The organism is Dyadobacter flavalbus, from assembly GCF_006149045.1.
Classification (GTDB): domain Bacteria; phylum Bacteroidota; class Bacteroidia; order Cytophagales; family Spirosomataceae; genus Dyadobacter; species Dyadobacter flavalbus.
In genome coordinates, this window is record NZ_VBSN01000059.1 from 90,630 (window position 1) to 106,994 (window position 16,365).

Below are 16,365 nucleotides of genomic sequence, written 5' to 3' on the forward strand. Positions count from 1 at the left end.
TGCGAAAGTAGCAAATTAGGAAGCTATCATACCAAGTAAAAGGCAAAATTTGCCCAGGCATTATGAACCTCGTTTGTATATGTACAGTAAAAATCGATTTCTTGAAATCAGGATATGCAGGTTCTGTAATTATTTAGAACCTTTCAAAATGTCATAAAAACCATACCAAAAAGCACTTATCCGGGTCGTTGTGACCATATCGGCATGGGCCGGATTAATGCGGGTTTTCCAGTAAAGTTTCCCTGACTGTGGTTTTTAGTTCTTCCACCCATTTCTGAACAGTGATCATCGGATGAACAAAAGGCGTTTCGAAATCCTCGTCGATGGAAGTAAGTCCTTTTTCCTTAACAAGTTGTTTGATGGCCTCCACAAGATATTCTTTTGAATGATCATATTCGGTATCCTCGTTTACTTCACTTACTTGTTCCAGAAACAGGTACATTTCCGAAAGAAGGTCTTCTGAAAGGCTGGTCGGCTCGGGCATATGGGAAAAGGTTTATGTTTTTAGTTGATGGCCTGCAATGCTTCTTCGCCTTCTTCCGTCAGGCTTGCAGTCCTGTTTTTCAGCGTAATTTCGGACTTGTGAACGCTTGCCAGTCCGTGTTCTGCAAGTAATTCCGTTGCATTGTGATATTCATCTTCTGTGCAGTCCGGTAAATGCGACAGCATGAGCGGATTGGCTACTTTGAACAATTTAAGCGCTTCCTGTACTTCCTGGGTCATTTCTCGTATTCGTTACTGGTTAGTTGTGGAATTTCTTCCCTGCGATCTTTTCCGACCGTTGGCATAATTTTATAGCAAAAGGTGTACTCAAAGAATTTTCACTCACAAATAATGTGAACAAGCTATTTGGAAAAGCAGATTTGGACACTTGGTCGAAATCGTTTTTTTGGGATTAAAACTATATAAAATGAGAAAAATTTCTAACAAGAAAGTAGTTGATCAATCAGTACTGGACAATGTAATTGTTTATCCCGGCCAGCCTTACCCATTGGGTGCAACTTATGACGGAATAGGAGTAAACTTTGCCTTGTACTCAGAAAATGCAACAGGTGTGGATTTGTGTCTGTTTGATAGCCCGGAAAGCCTGTCTGAGAATATTAAAATTGAGATTGGGGAAGTCTCGCATCATGTATGGCATGTTTACGTGCCAGGCCTTAAACCCGGACAATTGTACGGTTACCGCGTACACGGACCGTTTGAACCCGAGCAGGGCCACCGTTTTAACCCGAATAAATTACTGATTGATCCGTATGCAAAAGCCATTTCCGGAACAATCCAGTGGCACGATGCACTTTTTGGCTATGTAATCGGAGATGAGAACGAAGATCTGAGTTACAGCGAACTGGACAGCGCGCCTTATATCCCGAAATCGGTTGTAGTGGATCCTGAATTTGACTGGGAAGGCGTGCAGTCGCCCAATATTCCTTACCATGATACCATTATTTATGAAACCCATGTAAAAGGTTTTACTTACCTGAACCCGGAAATACCCGAGGAAATCAGAGGTTCTTACGCAGCTATGGGACATCCCGCTACGATTACTTACCTTAAAAATCTGGGAGTAAATGCCGTTGAGCTGATGCCTGTGCATCATTTCATTGCAGACCGCCATCTGAAAGAACGTGAACTTACCAATTACTGGGGATACAATTCCATCGGCTTTTTCTCGCCGGATGTACGTTACAGCAGTTCCGGAACACACGGCGATCAGGTGCTGGAATTTAAAAATATGGTGAAAGAACTTCACAGGGCAGGAATTGAAGTGATTCTGGACGTAGTTTACAACCATACCGGCGAAGGAAATCACATGGGCCCGACGCTTTCGTTCAAAGGTGTGGACAATGCATCCTATTACCGGCTCATGGACGGACGTTACTATATGGACTATACCGGAACCGGCAATACGCTCAATGCAAGGCTTCCAAGCGTACTGCGCCTGATTATGGACAGCCTGCGTTACTGGATCACGGAAATGCATGTAGACGGATTCCGTTTTGACCTTGCTTCCACGCTGGCAAGAGAGCTTCATGAAGTGGACAGACTGAGTGCTTTCTTCGATATTATTCATCAGGACCCCATTATTTCGCAGGTGAAACTGATTGCCGAACCGTGGGACGTTGGCCATAACGGATATCAGGTGGGTAAATTCCCGATCGGCTGGGCGGAGTGGAATGGTCTTTACCGCGATTGCATGCGTGATTTCTGGCGCGGAGCAGACAGCATGCTTGCTGAATTTGCAGAACGTTTTACAGGAAGTTCAGATCTCTACAAAGGTGAATACAGACGTCCGACGGCGAGTATAAATTTTATCACGGCACACGACGGTTTTACACTCAACGATCTGGTTTCGTATAATGAAAAGCGTAATTCTGCAAACGGGGAGAACAATCAGGATGGTGACAGCCATAACCGTTCATGGAACTGCGGCGTGGAAGGCCCGACGGACGATCCCGAAATTATTGAACTGAGAAACAAGCAGAAACGGAATTTCCTGACTACGCTCTTCTTGTCACAAGGCGTTCCGATGCTGGTTGCCGGTGACGAATGGGGACGTACCCAGCAGGGCAATAACAACGCTTACTGCCAGGATAACGAGATTTCGTGGCTCAACTGGGAACATGTGGACCCCAAATTACTTGAGTTCTCGCAAAAACTGGTTGCATTCAGTAAAGCACACCGTTCGTTCCGGCGTAAAGACTGGTTCAGAGGTTTGCCGATCAAGGGGGTTGGACTGGAAGACATCGCCTGGTTCCTGCCCGAAGGTGCCGAGATGCCAGACGAAAACTGGAACCATGATTATGCCAAATCACTTGGAATCTATCTGAACGGCAAAGGAATCCGCCACGTAAATAAAAAAGGCGAGCCTATTTACGATGACAACTTTTATCTTGTCTTCAATGCGCACTACGAACCCGTTACTTATGTTTTGCCTCCTGAAAAATACGGTCAGGAATGGCATAAGGTAATTGATACCAGCGAAGGAACAATCGATGAGAACGGGCCGGTATTTAATGCCGGTGCAGAAGTGACCGTTGACAGCAGATCAGTTATGGTTTTTAAAAATATCCTGGCTTAAAAATGAATTCAGAGCAATTACTATTCAAGATACCCGGGGTAAGGTTTGATGAGGATGGACAGGCAATCCTAACCGTGTGGGCCCCGGAAGCAGAGCAGGTTCAGATCCAACTTGAGAATAAAGAGCTGAAATTACCGCTTCAGAAAGAAAGTTACGGTTACTGGCAGCTGGAAACAGAAAGGATACGGCCCGGTGACTTGTACCGGTTTATCATTGACGGAAAAGACCCGCTTCCCGATCCGGCAACGCTTTCCCAGCCGGAAGGCGTTCATGGCCCGTCGGAAGCGATTGACATTCAGGCATACAAATGGCATGACAATGACTGGGAAAACCCATTCCTGAAGGATTATATCACGTACGAACTGCATACCGGCACTTTCACACCGGAAGGCACCTTTGCAGCCATGGAAGAAAAGCTGGATCATTTGGTGGAACTCGGCATTACAGCCATTGAAATCATGCCGGTTTCACAGTTTGCAGGAGGAAGAAACTGGGGCTATGACGGCGTTTTTCCTTATTGCGTGCAGGATTCGTATGGCGGGGCAAAAGGTCTGCAGCAATTGGTGGATGCCTGTCACCGGAAAGGGCTGGCTGTTATTCTGGATGTTGTTTACAACCATATTGGGCCGGAAGGGAATGTTCTTTCGCAGTACGGACCTTACTTTACAGATAAATACAATACGCCGTGGGGAAATGCCATCAACTTCGATGACGCTTGGTGTGATGGCGTAAGACAGTATTTTATCGAGAATGCGCTGATGTGGTTCCGTGATTTTCATATTGACGCACTGCGAATGGATGCCGTTCATGCCATCAAGGATTTCAGTCCGGTGCATCTGCTGGAAGAAATCAGGGCGAGGCTGGACGAATACATGGAAGAATCCGGAAAAACGCATTACCTGATTGTGGAAATGGACCTGAACGATACCCGCTTCATCAATCCGGTTTCAAAAGGCGGCTACGGAATGGATGCACAATGGATTGACGAATTTCATCATGCACTGCGTGTTTCCTCGGGTCAGGAACGGAATGGGTATTATTCCGATTTCGAACCCATCACTTCTCTAGCCAAATCGTACAAAGATGCATACGTATTTGACGGAATATTTTCGGAACACCGCAAAAGGAAGTTCGGGGTAAAAGCAGAAGGAAATCCGGGCAGCCAGTTTGTGGTTTTTTCACAGAACCATGATCATGTCGGTAACCGCATGCTTGGCGAAAGAACGAGCCAGCTTGTGAGTTATGATATGCAGAAACTGCTGGCCGGCGCTGTGATTGTAAGTCCATATCAGCCGTTTTTCTTTATGGGCGAGGAGTGGAGCGAAAGCAACCCGTTCCAGTACTTTGTAAGCCATACGGATCAGGAACTGGCAGAAGCCGTCAGAAAAGGCAGAAAAAGTGAATTCGCCGCATTTCATCTGGAAGGGGAAGCGCCGGACCCGGTTTCGGAAGAGACGTTCAACAACTCGAAGCTTCAGTGGGAATTGCTGGAAAAGGAAAGTCATCAAACGATGTTCCGGTACTATAAAAAGCTGATTGAGCTGAGAAAGGAAATGCCGGCACTGAACAGCCCCGACCGTAATGCCATGGAAGTAGAAGCAAATCCTGAAGAGGAAACAATTACCATTCATCGCTGGTCCGGAGATACGCATATTGCCGGAATTCTCAATTTTTCAAAATCTGTTCGTTCCGTTATTTTGCCGGAAGCGGTAGATCAGTGGCAGAAGCTGATTGCCTCGTCGGATGAAGAATGGAACGGCCCTGGAACCTTGCCGGATGAGGAAGATACCAATGCTGTAAATGTGCAGCCGGAATCATTCACATTGTTTTCAGGCGTATAAAATCAAAGTCTGGAAATCTGAAAGGTGTGTACTGTTAAAGGCGCATCTTTCAGATCTTCCCTGAATTCCTTCACATCTTTAAATGTCAGCTTGGAAACCAGTTTCGATTCGTAAGTAATCCTGAAACTATCTGTAATAAAAGGCCATGGCTCGATTGTAAGTTCGGATTCGTTCTTGGACCACAATTGATATTGCAGATTGTCCGGCCCGCCGCTGATTTCAATTTTTCTGTTTTCAGGCTGGATCTGCTGCTGGCAGATCAATAGCGAAAGTGCGTCGCACCATTCCAGAATGGCATAAGCCCGTGTAATTTCCTCTTTTTTTATACCTGTCTCTTTCAGCCATTTTCGGTCCCATTTTTCCAGCATTTTACAAAATGCCCTTGCATTTTTTTGTTCCGAATTCTGGTATAAAAACTGGATATGGCGCGAAGTAAGCAAGGCGATGTAACGGCTTTTTGATAACGCAAGTTGCAGCAGTTCATCGCATTTTGCCTCTTCAAACACACGCATTTTGAAATTGATCGGACCGCCGTTCTCATTGATCAGGTTATCGTCATTCACAAATTCGTTGAATGCATCATCGTGTTCCGTTGTGGCAATAATGGTTTCAAGCCAGCGTTCCGGACGCATGTCATTTTTCCAGTGATAACAGAATTGTCCGGCAAGCAATCCGTGCGCACGCTGCGAGATAATCTGCCAGCCTTTTTCCTGATAATTAACGATCATGTTATTTGAAAAGTGAGATGTGAAAGGGGGTAAGTAAAATGGAAGTAAAATGTAAAATGGTTGGTTTTTGAAATGAGGTTACAAAAAGAACCGGGCAGATGAAATTTATGCCCGGTTCTTTTATTTATCCAATTCCCGTATATACTTTTTCGTTTAGCTTTGCTGCTGTTTCTGGCTTTTGCCGGAACTATGTTGCTCTTGCTTGTTATGCGTAATATGATCGCCTTTTACGGTTTCTTCTTCCTGATGTCTGCTGTCCAGATTATCCTTGTTTTCAGTTCTGGTTTGGGAACTCTGGCTTTGCTGTCCGTTTCCCGATTGTGACTGTTTCATGAGTTCAGAATTTGATTCTGAATGATAAACAAAAAATATTGTGCCAGTTAGCTTTCCTTTGCCATTTCTCTTCTGGTGCCTTCGTACAGTTCATATTCCAGCAGGCGGCAGTCAATGGTGCTTGTATAGAATTCAATTCTGCGCTTTGTCTTTAACCCAATTTTTTTGGCGAGTTCCAGATTTCCGGTAAATACATAACCAAAATAGCCGCCGCATTTCTTTTTCATAAAATCGCCGATTCTTGCATAGGTATCTTCCAGTTCGTCCAGATTTCCCAGCCGGTCGCCGTATTCTGGATTAATAAAAAATACGCCTCTGTTTTCAGCCGGCACTTCGGTTTCTGCAAAATCACAAACTTCAAATTCGATCAAATTCGCAACGCCTGCAGCAATGGCATTTTTTTTGGCATTGGCAATGGCTACATTGCTGTAATCCGTGGCGATGATCCGCAGGCCGGGAACGTCAATAATCTGCTCGTCCAGCAAATCCTGTTCGGCAAAATAAACCTCTTCGTCAAATCCCTGAATGTGCATAAATGCATAGTTGTTGCGGAACAGGCCCGGGCGGCTGTTGGTGGCAATCAAAGCGGCTTCAATCGCCAGCGTACCCGAACCGCACATCGGGTTGATAAAAGCGGAAGTCCGGTCCCAGCGGCTTGCCAGGATGGTGGCCGAAGCAAGGGCTTCCAGCATCGGTGCGCGTCCGGGAATCTTGCGGTAGCCATGCCGGGCCAGTGAATCGCCGGAAGTATCCATAAAAAGTTCGGCATGTTCATTTTTCCAGAACAAGTGGACAACAGCGCCTGTAAGGTCGGAGCCGGTGGAAGGACGCGTTCCTTTCTGTTCGCGGAAACGGTCTACAATAGCATCTTTCACGCGCAGGTTGGCAAACATGCTGTTGTTGATGGTCGGATTCTGAACGTTGCTCGTTACCGAAAAATAACCTTCATTTTCAAGAATGTCTTCCCATTTTACGTTCAGGACATACTTGTAAACATCGTCCGGATGGCTGGCAGTGAAACTTCCCAGACTGTACAAAACCTGACTGGCGCAGTAAAGATTAAGGTTCAGCTTGATGCAGTCGTTGATGGTTCCTTTGATCCGTACGCCTGTTACAAATGCTTCCTCGACAGCAAATCCCAGGTTTTTAACTTCCTGTTCCAGATACGGCGCAAGACGTTTGTGGCAAGTAATGGTGATCGGGGCGGAAGTTGTAAAAAAAGACATGTGAAATCTGCTAAATGGCTGTTGGCAATCAGCTTTAAGCTGTTAAAAAGAGCAGGTTCGGAAAAGGGCAAATTACAAAAATGAATAAGCTCGGTTCATTCGAATCAGTTACTAACTAACGAAAAGCTGCGTTTATACCGGCAAACTTAGCAGTTTAGAAAACCATAATTATTAAACGAAGCAGAATTTATAGCCGATAATTCGCAAATGCATGGCTGAAAAATAATGAAGGCTGCTCCCTTTTGAAAAGAAACAGCCTAATCAAGTTACTCCTGAATCTAGATTCCGTTCAGTTCGGCTTCCGTGAAGGCTTTTTCACGGCCTGTCAGTTTCTGGCGTGTGCGGGCGACTTCTTCGGTCGTAACCTTGTCCGCATTGTTCCGCCATGATTTCCGGATAAAGCTCAGAAGCTGCGCAATGTCTTCGTTCGGCATGTCCTTGTCGTATCCGATGCCCGGCATGTCGCCGCTTACCTCCGGCGTCTGGTACACATGGCCGTTTACTTTTACCGGTCCGGTCAGCCCGAAAAGTACAATGGAAATCAGTTTATCCTTGTTTCCCGTTACCCATTCCGACTGGTTCAACGGAGGTGCAAGCGACCGGATACCGCCGCCGTCCGCACCGTGACATGTCTGGCAAATGGAAGTAAATAACGCTTCGCCTTTCGGAAATTCCTTTTTCAGCGTTTCCGGGTTTCGGTTGCCCTGCGCATTTTTCACACCGGCAATTACTTTCTGAAGCTGCTTGTTCAAAGTTACGTTCTGATCTGTCAGAGAAGCTGTGATTTCATTTTGAAACAATTCTTCCTTGTCCTGTAAGTTACTGATCACGGCATCGGAAACATAACGGTTGGAAGGATATTTGACAGCCAGTTTCGTCAGCAGGTTATGCGAAGCAGTAGAATCAAACGTCTCCATTGATCTGCAGATAAAAGCAATGTACGGCGCTGCAAGCGTGTCATTTTCGTTTACCATATTTTCAAAAGCCGAAGCAAACTGCCGGTACGATGACGGATTCATCATGTAAGGCGCAACGGAAAGTGCCTGCATCCGGTATGTCCATTCCGGCGAAGAAAGCCAGGCCAGAACCTCTTCCGTTTTAAGCGAATTAAGTCCTTCCAGCGTCCATAATGCATGAATGGCGAGTAACGGATTGTTCTTTTGCTTTACAGCTTCGCGCAAGGCAGGAAGCGTCTGGTTGTATTTTCCGTCAATCAGTTTCTGCTGCGCCCTGTCGCGCACCCAGCCGTTTGCATGTCCGAGCAGCTTTACGAGTTCATCTGCTTTGTCAGGAATGGTTACTGGCCGGGATTCTGTATTTTTCGGAACGATCTTGTAAATGCGTCCGCTGGAAAGGGGCTGCGTAAGGTCTCTTTTTCCAATCTGGTCTTTCAGGTAAGGCGTAAGGTATGTTTTATGCTGGATGATTCCGCGGTACATATCCAGCACATACATGGCGCCGTCGGGTGCGTTGTAAAGGCTTACAGGCCGGAAGCGTTCGTCGGTACTGGCCAAGAATTCCTTTCCTTTGTAAGCCTGTTCTCCTTTTACTATATAGCCTCTTTCATCCAGAATATTCCTTTTAATAAGATTGGCAGACGGCTCGGGCACGAATGCGTTGAACTCGTAAGACGGCCCGAACAACGCGCCGCGGTAAATAACAGGGCCGGCAGCTGCCGTAAAGTCGTTCAGTCGCAGGCTGTCGTCGAGGATATTTTTCATGTACCCGCGGTTTACGCCGGGAGTCGGATGGATCGGATAAACCTTGTTATTGGCTACGGATTTTTCATTGTAGCCGGCAACGCCTTTCTGGTTTTTGTTGGAAGCGCCAAGTCCGGCCGGAAAGTAATCTCCGAGCAGGTTCTGCGAATTGTTGTTATAATAAAGCCTTCCGTAATTATCCTGCGTAATACCCCACTGGCCGCGGAAATGGGTATGCTCGATTTCCCATTTACTGCCTCTTTTGCGATAGCGTTTATCCGACTTGGCGTTGTAAATCCAGTTATCCATGGCACGAAGCAGGCCGTTTGGCTGATGCTCTACATTACCGCCTTCCGTATATTTGGCATCCACCAGAGTCTTCTTGACCGCTTTGTCATTTTTGATTTCATAAAACCACAGATTCGTAGGTTCCGCAACCAGAATGCCGTTTTCAATGAGGCAAATTGCTCTCGGAAGCACCAGTGAATCCACGACAACAGTCCGTTCATCGTACACGCCGTCCTTGTTCTTGTCGTCCAGGATCACGATGTTTCCGTTCGGGATATCTTCGCCGGTTCCGATGGTATCCGGCATGTAACCGGTCATTTCCACGACCCACATTCTGGCCTTGTCGTCAAACTGCATGGCTACGGGCGCACTTACGAGCGGTTCTGCTGCGACGAGCTTTACTTCAAACCCGTTTTCAACCTGCATTTTTGCAATCGTGTTTTCAGGCCGTATGAAAGGTGATTTTCCCTGAACCGTTACGATTGTATCGGGTTTAACTGTTTCCGTATTAGCTGTTGTCTGCTGCGTAACAACCTTCTTGTTTGTTTTACAGTAAAACAGGGTGATGGAAATGGCAAGGAAAAGAAAATGAGAACCGTACTTTTTCATTGTTGAAATTGATCTGTCAGGCAGTGGTTAATGAAGCTGCGAATCAGGTTGAAAGTTACTTACAGGAACGTTAATCTTTTATAGATTCTTCAACCGGTTTCATGTTGGAAGTCAGAAAATGAATGATAAGCCATGCGACCAGATAAGCCAGGCCGGATATTATGAACAAAACGTTGTATCCTGCGCTAATATTTCCTGCTGCTTTGTAATAATCCAGCAGAGAACCAACGAGTAACGGAAACAAAGTGGAGCCGATAGACCCAGCCATTCCGCCGATCCCGACAACGGAACTGACGGCTCTTTTCGGGAAAATATCGGAAACAATCGTAAAAATATTGGCGCTCCACGCCTGATGCGCAGCTGCTGCAATACTGATGATGCCCACTGCAACCCAGATATCCGTTGCATATTTGGCCAGAATGATCGGCATGACTGCAAAAGCAACAATCAGCAAAGTCGTTTTTCTTGCCCTTAAAGGTGCCCAGCCGCTTTTGATCAGATATGAAGACAGATAACCGCCGCCGATGCTGCCGAAAGTAGTGGCCGTATAAACGATTGCCAGATGCAGGCTCGGCTTTTTCAGGTCAAGCGAAAAAGTGGTTGCAAAGTAGGACGGAAGCCAGAACAGAAAAAACCACCAGATCGGGTCGGTAAGTATCTTGCCGATGATAAATACCCACGCCTGACGCAGTTGGAGCAGTTTTGACCATGGAATCGGTGCCTTGTCTTCTCCGTCGGACAGTTCATTATCGCTGTGAATGTAGGCATTTTCTTCTGCGGTCAGTTTCTTGTGCCGTGACGGAATTTCATATAGCAGCCACCAGAATACGAGCCATACAAAACCAAGCGCGCCCGTAATCAGAAATGCTTCCTGCCAGCCATATGCGCCCAGCAGCCACGGAACCAGAATGGGCGCGGCCACGGCGCCGATGCTTGTTCCTGAATTGAAAATGCCTGTTGCCAGTGCACGTTCGCGTTTTGGAAACCATTCTGCCGTTGCTTTTACAGCTGCCGGGAAATTGCCCGATTCGCCCAAGCCCAGAAGCGCCCGTACAGCCCCGAACCCGAATGTACTTTTTACAAATGCATGTAGAATGGCCGCAATGCTCCAGACGATAATGGAAATGGAGTAACCCATTTTGGAACCGATCTTGTCTATGAAATTTCCGAAAATAAGATAACCCAATGCATAACAGCCGGCAAATACCATGACAATATTGGCGTAATCCGATTCCGACCAGTTGAATTCAAGTTCCAGCGTAGGTTTCAGTAACCCGAGAATTTGCCGGTCGATGTAATTGATTGTAGTTGCAAAGAATAATAAAGCACAGATTACCCAACGATAGTTGCCGATTTTGGTTTGTTTCATAGTGAGGATTAAAAATTTCTTCGGGTTCAGATGTAAAATAAATGTCTGTCACCGAAGAAGACGGGCTTTTCAGGTTTCTACCCCTTAAACGAGCCGGAAAGACAGCAATAAAATTAATCCGGTTAATTAGATTCCGGTCTGCAGGCAGGATATTTTATACAAACAGCCGCTTGTTAAATACCGCATTCTGCACAATCCGAAAATCTGCTGGAATGCCATTCTCCATAACCTCAGGTTATGGAAGATAACCAATTGTGATTAGAACCGATGCGGTTCACAAGGTATTTTTGCAACATAATATTCCGGAATTCATACAGAAACTGAACATGATAACCACAGATATTTGCATCATAGGAGCGGGGCCCGTCGGCCTGTTTGCTGTTTTTGAAGCGGGATTGCTGAAGATGCGCTGCCATTTGATAGATGCGTTGCCTGTTATCGGCGGCCAGCTTGCCGAAATCTATCCTCAGAAACCCATTTATGACATTCCGGGCGCACCGGGAATCATTGCAGAGGATCTTGTCAAAAACCTGTACATGCAGATTGAAGAATTCAAGCCGGGTTTTACGCTGGGCGAAAGGGTGGAATCTCTGGAAAAGCAGGAAGATGAAAGTTATATTGTAAAAACAAACGAAGGCACCGCAGTTCATTGTCAGGTGGTTGTGATTGCAGCGGGGTTGGGCAGTTTCGAGCCCAGAAAACCGGCCGTTGAAAAACTGGAATACTTTGAAGGAAAAGGCGTTCATTACATGGTCAAGAAACCGGAACAGTTCAGAGATCAGAACGTTGTGCTTGCGGGCGGCGGCGATTCGGCGCTGGACTGGACGATTTTTCTGGCCGACATTGCTTCACGCGTAACGCTTGTACACCGCGGCGACACATTCCGCGGCGCTCCGGACTCAGCTGAAAAAGTGTTTGAACTTGCTGAAAAAGGAAAAATCGATCTGATCCTGCAATCGCAGGTCAGCAGCCTTGGGGGTAATGGTGTTTTAAAGGAAGTTTCAATTACTGGGAATGACAAATCGGTTATCAAAGTCCCGACGGATCATTTCATTCCACTCTTTGGATTAAGCCCGAAACTCGGCCCGATTGCGGACTGGAACCTGGGCGTGGAAAAATCAGCGGTTGTTGTCGATACACTGGATTACTCGACAAACATCGAGCGCATTTATGCAATCGGTGACATCAATACGTATCCGGGAAAGCTGAAACTGATCCTCTGTGGTTTTCATGAAGCGGCGATTATGATGCAGAGTGCTTTCAAATACGTTTATCCCGATCAGAAATTAAGCTTTAAATACACGACCGTTAACGGGGTCAATCCATTTTAGTCATGATCAATATAACAGTTGAAGAACATAACGGTGAAAGGCGGAATCTGGAAGTTCCTGTTGATATGGGATTGAACCTGATGGAAGTTCTTAAAGCGTATGAATATGACATTCAGGCCACTTGCGGCGGAATGGCACTCTGCGCAACTTGCCATATTGAAGTGCTGGAAGGAACAGACAAACTGCCGGAACCAAACGACAACGAACTGGATACGCTGGATACGTTGCCGGATGCGGATATGAACAGCCGTCTTTCCTGCCAGCTCAGGCCGGACGATACTATGGACGGACTTGTGATCCGGATAAAAGCATTACAGGAAAGTTAATTGAGGTTTTAGAATTTTGGAATAATAGTACATAAACCTTCGCTGATCCTCTGCGAAGGTTTTTAGTTTTCAAAGGAAACTGGAAATTCACTTTCATCCGGAAAAATGCCTGGAATAAATAATTCGGGTGAATAATGTTTGAATTTATAAATTTTACTATTCTAAAATGTTTAGAGTTAAACGTCTGATTAGAAGCAACATAAAACATTTCACGATTTACATTTTACCAAAACATAAAAACTAAGCACGGGGATTTTCAATCCAGACCGCTCATTTTGGTACTTTTGAACCGGATTCAAGTAGTTACAAGTAGTGTCGTCTGGACAGAAAACAGACATTGCTTTAACCTAATCAGAGATAAAAATGACTTATTGCCTGGGAATAAAAGTAAAAGAAGGACTGGTTGCGCTGGCTGATACCCGCATTACAGCAGGAACCAACACGACGGTCAAAAAGAAAATGTATGTAACGCAAAAAGATAATTACTCGCTGTTTATCATGACGAGCGGACTTCGTTCCGTGCGGGATAAAGCGGTGCATTATTTTGAAGAGCTCATCAGCGAAGGCGTTGTTTACAACAAACTGTATAAAGCTGTAAATGCCTTTGGCGAGCAGATCAAACGGGTTGCAGAAGAGGACAGGGCCAATCTGGAACGCTCGGGTTTTAAATTCAACCTGAACACGATTGTCGGCGGACAGCTCAAAGACGATGCCGAACACAAACTGTTCCTGCTTTATTCGGAAGGAAACTGGGTGGAGCTGGATGAAGGTTCGCCTTATGTGATCATTGGAAATTCAGGTCAGGGCAAAGCAATCCTGAACCGGGTGCTGAACGAGTACTCGACAATGAAACAGGCACTTAAAGCCGGATTTCTGTCTTTTGATTCCACGCGTGTAAGCAATAACGACGTTGATTTCCCGATTGACATTGTACTTTACAAAAAAGACAGCTTTTCCATTATTGAGCACCGGTACGAGAAAAAAGATATGGAAAAAATATCCGAGATATGGGCCGATAAATTAAAGCAGGCACTCGACGATATTCCGGAAGACTGGATGGACAAGCCTTTTGAGATCATTGATAAAGGTTAAAATGGAATTCTTATTACTTCATTAAACAAAAAGAACTGGTCAGCGCCAGTTCTTTTTGTTTAATGAAACTTGTTTAATGAAACGTAGTCAATTTATTGTTTATGAAGGTTTTACGTTCTTGCCTTGTCTTTTTGCAATGGATAAAAGCAATGCCGGCAGCAAAATAAGGTTGGTGCACATGGCTACAAGCAACGTAATGGAAACCATAACGCCCATGGCAGCCGTTCCGCCGAAGCTGGATGCTGCAAAAATGATAAAACCGCAGAACAGAATAACAGCCGTATAAATCATGCTGAGCCCGGTCCCGAAAATGGATTGCGTAACGGCTTGTGACGGCGTCAAACCATTTTTATAAAGTTCTTGTCTGTAACGCGTCAGGAAATAAACCGTTCCGTCGGATGCAATCCCGAATGTGATGCTGAAAATAAGGATGGTGGTCGGCTTGAAGTAAATCCCAAAATAACCCATTATACCGGCTGTCAAGGCAAGCGGAATCAGACAAGGCAATTTGGAAAGCAGGATAATCGGAATGGAACGGAACAGTACCATGCCCACAATGGCAATGAGTAAAATGGCAATCAGCAGACTTTCATATAAATTGCTGAGCAGATAATCGTTGCTTTTCAGGAAAACAAGGCTGTGGCCTGTCAGGCTCACTTTGTATTGCGCAGGACTGAAAATGGAATCCACTTTCGGCCTGATTTTCTGCATGAGTTCCTGAATGCGCTCGGAGCCAACGTCGGCCATCTGAAAACTGACTCTCGTGATGCTCTTGTCTTCGTTGAGGAAGGTGTTCAGCTGTTTGGATGCATTCTGTTTTCCTTGTACATAATTGGTCAGTTTGTTCAGTTCAAGTGCGCCCGGCAAAGCAAAATACCTCGCATCGCCGCCGCGGAATGCCTGATAAAGAAAACGGGAAGCTTCAACGACTGAAATCGGTTTTGAAAATTCCGGCATTTTTGCCATTTCGTTCTGGAACGCCTTGATCTTGTATAAAGTCTGCGCCTGGTCCGCAAAAACGCCGTTCGGTTTTTTAGTATTGATCATGACTTCAAACGGCAGCACGCCATTGAAGTTTTTTTCAAAGAAGCGCAAATCGGTATAAACCACGTCCTTTTTCGGAAGGTCGTCCACAACGTACCCGATTGTTTTGATCTTTGTCATGCCAATGGCCGAGATGATAATCAGCAGCACCATGGCCATGTAAATCTGTTTGCGGCGGTTATGAACCAGAAAATCTATTTTTTTCAGAAAACCGGATGCCCATTTTCCTTCCAGGTGTTTGAGATGCCGCGGCTTCGGCGTACTCATGTAATGCAGCGTTATCGGAATCAGCAGCAGACACAATACGTAAGTTACCATTACGCTGATGGCAGCCACGACGCCGAATTCGACCAGCAGAATGCTGTTTGTAAAATAAAAAACCCCGAACCCGATTGCTGTTGTCATGTTGGCCAGAAAGGTTGACAGCCCGATCTGGCGGATCATTTCCAGCAACGCTTCGTCCTTGTCATTGTGCGATTTGAGTTCGGCCTGGTATTTATTGATCAGAAAAACGCAGTTCGGAACGCCGATTACAATCAGCAGCGGCGGAAGCAGGCCGGTTAATGCCGTAATTTTATAGTCAAAAAGGTGTAAAATCCCGACGGAAAATATCACCCCGATGAGCACAACGACAATGGAAAGTAAGGTAAGCCGCAGCGAACGAAAAAATGCCCACAGGATCAGCAGCGTTACGAACACGGCCAGTCCCATGAACAGCTTCATTTCGCCCGATATTTTTTTCATGTTCACCGTCCGGATATAGGGCATTCCGGAATAGTGCAGGTCTGTATTGTATTTCTCGGCAAACTTTTCAGCCATGGCTTCAATGTCGCTTACAATCGTAAGCCGCCTTTTGCTGTTCAGTTCTTTGTCGTTGAAAGTAACGACAATCAGTGTTGCGTTCGATTTGCTGTTGAGCACCAATCCTTCATAAATCGGCAGATTTGCAATTTCTTTTTTCAGGCTGTCCACTTCCTGCTGTGTAGACGGAATTTGCCGGATTACGGGTGAAAAATCAAATTGCTGAAGGCTGTCGTTTCTGACGATTTTATAAACATTGGCAAGTGAAAGGACATTTTTAATGCCTTGTGTTTCCTTGATTTCCTGTGAAAGCCTGCACCAGTCACGGAACTTATTGATTTCGAAAAGCTGCGGGTCCTGCCAGCCTATTACCATGACACTGCCGTCTTCACCGAATAATTTCCGGAAATCCTGATATTCTTTTTCGACCGGATCGCTGGAAGGAAGTATTCTCGCAAACTGATAGGAGAGTTCGATTTTGCTGGCCTCATAAGCCATGAAGATTGTTGATACCAACACTAATGCAACCCACAAAAGCCGGTAGCGGATAATGTAAGTCGCTATTTTATTCCACATATAAATAAATCAGGTTTCCACA

The 16,365-nt window shown here is 45.6% G+C and carries 13 protein-coding genes; 5 read left to right on the plus strand and 8 right to left on the minus strand.

The window, feature by feature from the left end; genetic code table 11:
• Positions 1–214: 214 nt before the first annotated feature.
• Positions 215–484, minus strand: a complete 270-nt coding sequence (locus tag FEM33_RS19455; RefSeq protein ID WP_229214318.1) for a hypothetical protein — start codon at positions 482–484, stop codon at positions 215–217.
• A 20-nt stretch (positions 485–504) separates the two neighbouring features.
• Positions 505–723, minus strand: coding sequence for a hypothetical protein (locus FEM33_RS19460; RefSeq protein WP_139013666.1), 219 nt, complete (start codon positions 721–723; stop codon positions 505–507).
• A gap of 187 nt (positions 724–910) precedes the next feature.
• Between FEM33_RS19460 and glgX the strand changes: the two genes are divergently transcribed.
• Positions 911–3,079: a glycogen debranching protein GlgX gene (glgX, locus tag FEM33_RS19465; protein ID WP_139013667.1), complete on the plus strand. Its 2,169-nt coding sequence runs from the start codon at positions 911–913 to the stop codon at positions 3,077–3,079.
• Positions 3,080–3,081: 2 nt separating this feature from the next.
• Complete coding sequence (gene treZ / locus FEM33_RS19470) at positions 3,082–4,920, plus strand: malto-oligosyltrehalose trehalohydrolase (protein WP_139013668.1); 1,839 nt, start codon at positions 3,082–3,084, stop codon at positions 4,918–4,920.
• A gap of 2 nt (positions 4,921–4,922) precedes the next feature.
• Here the strand turns inward: treZ and FEM33_RS19475 are convergent, their stop codons facing one another.
• The 5 genes from FEM33_RS19475 to FEM33_RS19495 form a co-directional block, all read right to left on the minus strand.
• Positions 4,923–5,648, minus strand: a complete 726-nt coding sequence (locus FEM33_RS19475) for a DUF3891 family protein (RefSeq protein WP_139013669.1) — start codon at positions 5,646–5,648, stop codon at positions 4,923–4,925.
• A gap of 153 nt (positions 5,649–5,801) precedes the next feature.
• The gene (locus tag FEM33_RS19480) at positions 5,802–5,981 is read right to left on the minus strand and encodes a hypothetical protein (RefSeq protein ID WP_138280430.1); all 180 of its coding nucleotides are present in this window, start codon (positions 5,979–5,981) and stop codon (positions 5,802–5,804) included.
• Between the two features lie 47 nt (positions 5,982–6,028).
• A complete protein-coding gene (locus FEM33_RS19485; RefSeq protein ID WP_139013670.1) occupies positions 6,029–7,207 on the minus strand; it encodes a THUMP domain-containing class I SAM-dependent RNA methyltransferase in 1,179 nt (392 codons plus the stop codon).
• 278 nt (positions 7,208–7,485) lie between these two features.
• Entirely contained in the window at positions 7,486–9,804 is a 2,319-nt protein-coding gene (locus FEM33_RS19490; protein ID WP_139013671.1) for a DUF7133 domain-containing protein, read from the minus strand.
• A gap of 70 nt (positions 9,805–9,874) precedes the next feature.
• On the minus strand, positions 9,875–11,173 hold the full coding sequence (locus FEM33_RS19495; RefSeq protein ID WP_139013672.1) for an MFS transporter: 1,299 nt from the start codon (positions 11,171–11,173) through the stop codon (positions 9,875–9,877).
• 326 nt (positions 11,174–11,499) lie between these two features.
• Between FEM33_RS19495 and FEM33_RS19500 the strand changes: the two genes are divergently transcribed.
• From FEM33_RS19500 to FEM33_RS19510, 3 genes are all read left to right on the plus strand, one after another.
• The gene (locus tag FEM33_RS19500; RefSeq protein WP_139013673.1) at positions 11,500–12,504 is read left to right on the plus strand and encodes an NAD(P)/FAD-dependent oxidoreductase; all 1,005 of its coding nucleotides are present in this window, start codon (positions 11,500–11,502) and stop codon (positions 12,502–12,504) included.
• 2 nt (positions 12,505–12,506) lie between these two features.
• Positions 12,507–12,830 carry a 2Fe-2S iron-sulfur cluster-binding protein gene (locus FEM33_RS19505; protein WP_139013674.1) on the plus strand — a complete coding sequence of 108 codons (324 nt, stop codon included), beginning with the start codon at positions 12,507–12,509 and terminating at the stop codon, positions 12,828–12,830.
• 363 nt (positions 12,831–13,193) lie between these two features.
• Positions 13,194–13,922 (plus strand): proteasome-type protease, encoded by a 729-nt coding sequence (locus FEM33_RS19510; RefSeq protein WP_139013675.1) that lies wholly within the window; start codon positions 13,194–13,196, stop codon positions 13,920–13,922.
• Positions 13,923–14,021: 99 nt separating this feature from the next.
• Here FEM33_RS19510 and FEM33_RS19515 read toward each other — a convergent pair whose 3' ends face one another.
• Complete coding sequence (locus FEM33_RS19515; protein WP_139013676.1) at positions 14,022–16,343, minus strand: efflux RND transporter permease subunit; 2,322 nt, start codon at positions 16,341–16,343, stop codon at positions 14,022–14,024.
• Positions 16,344–16,365: the final 22 nt, after the last annotated feature.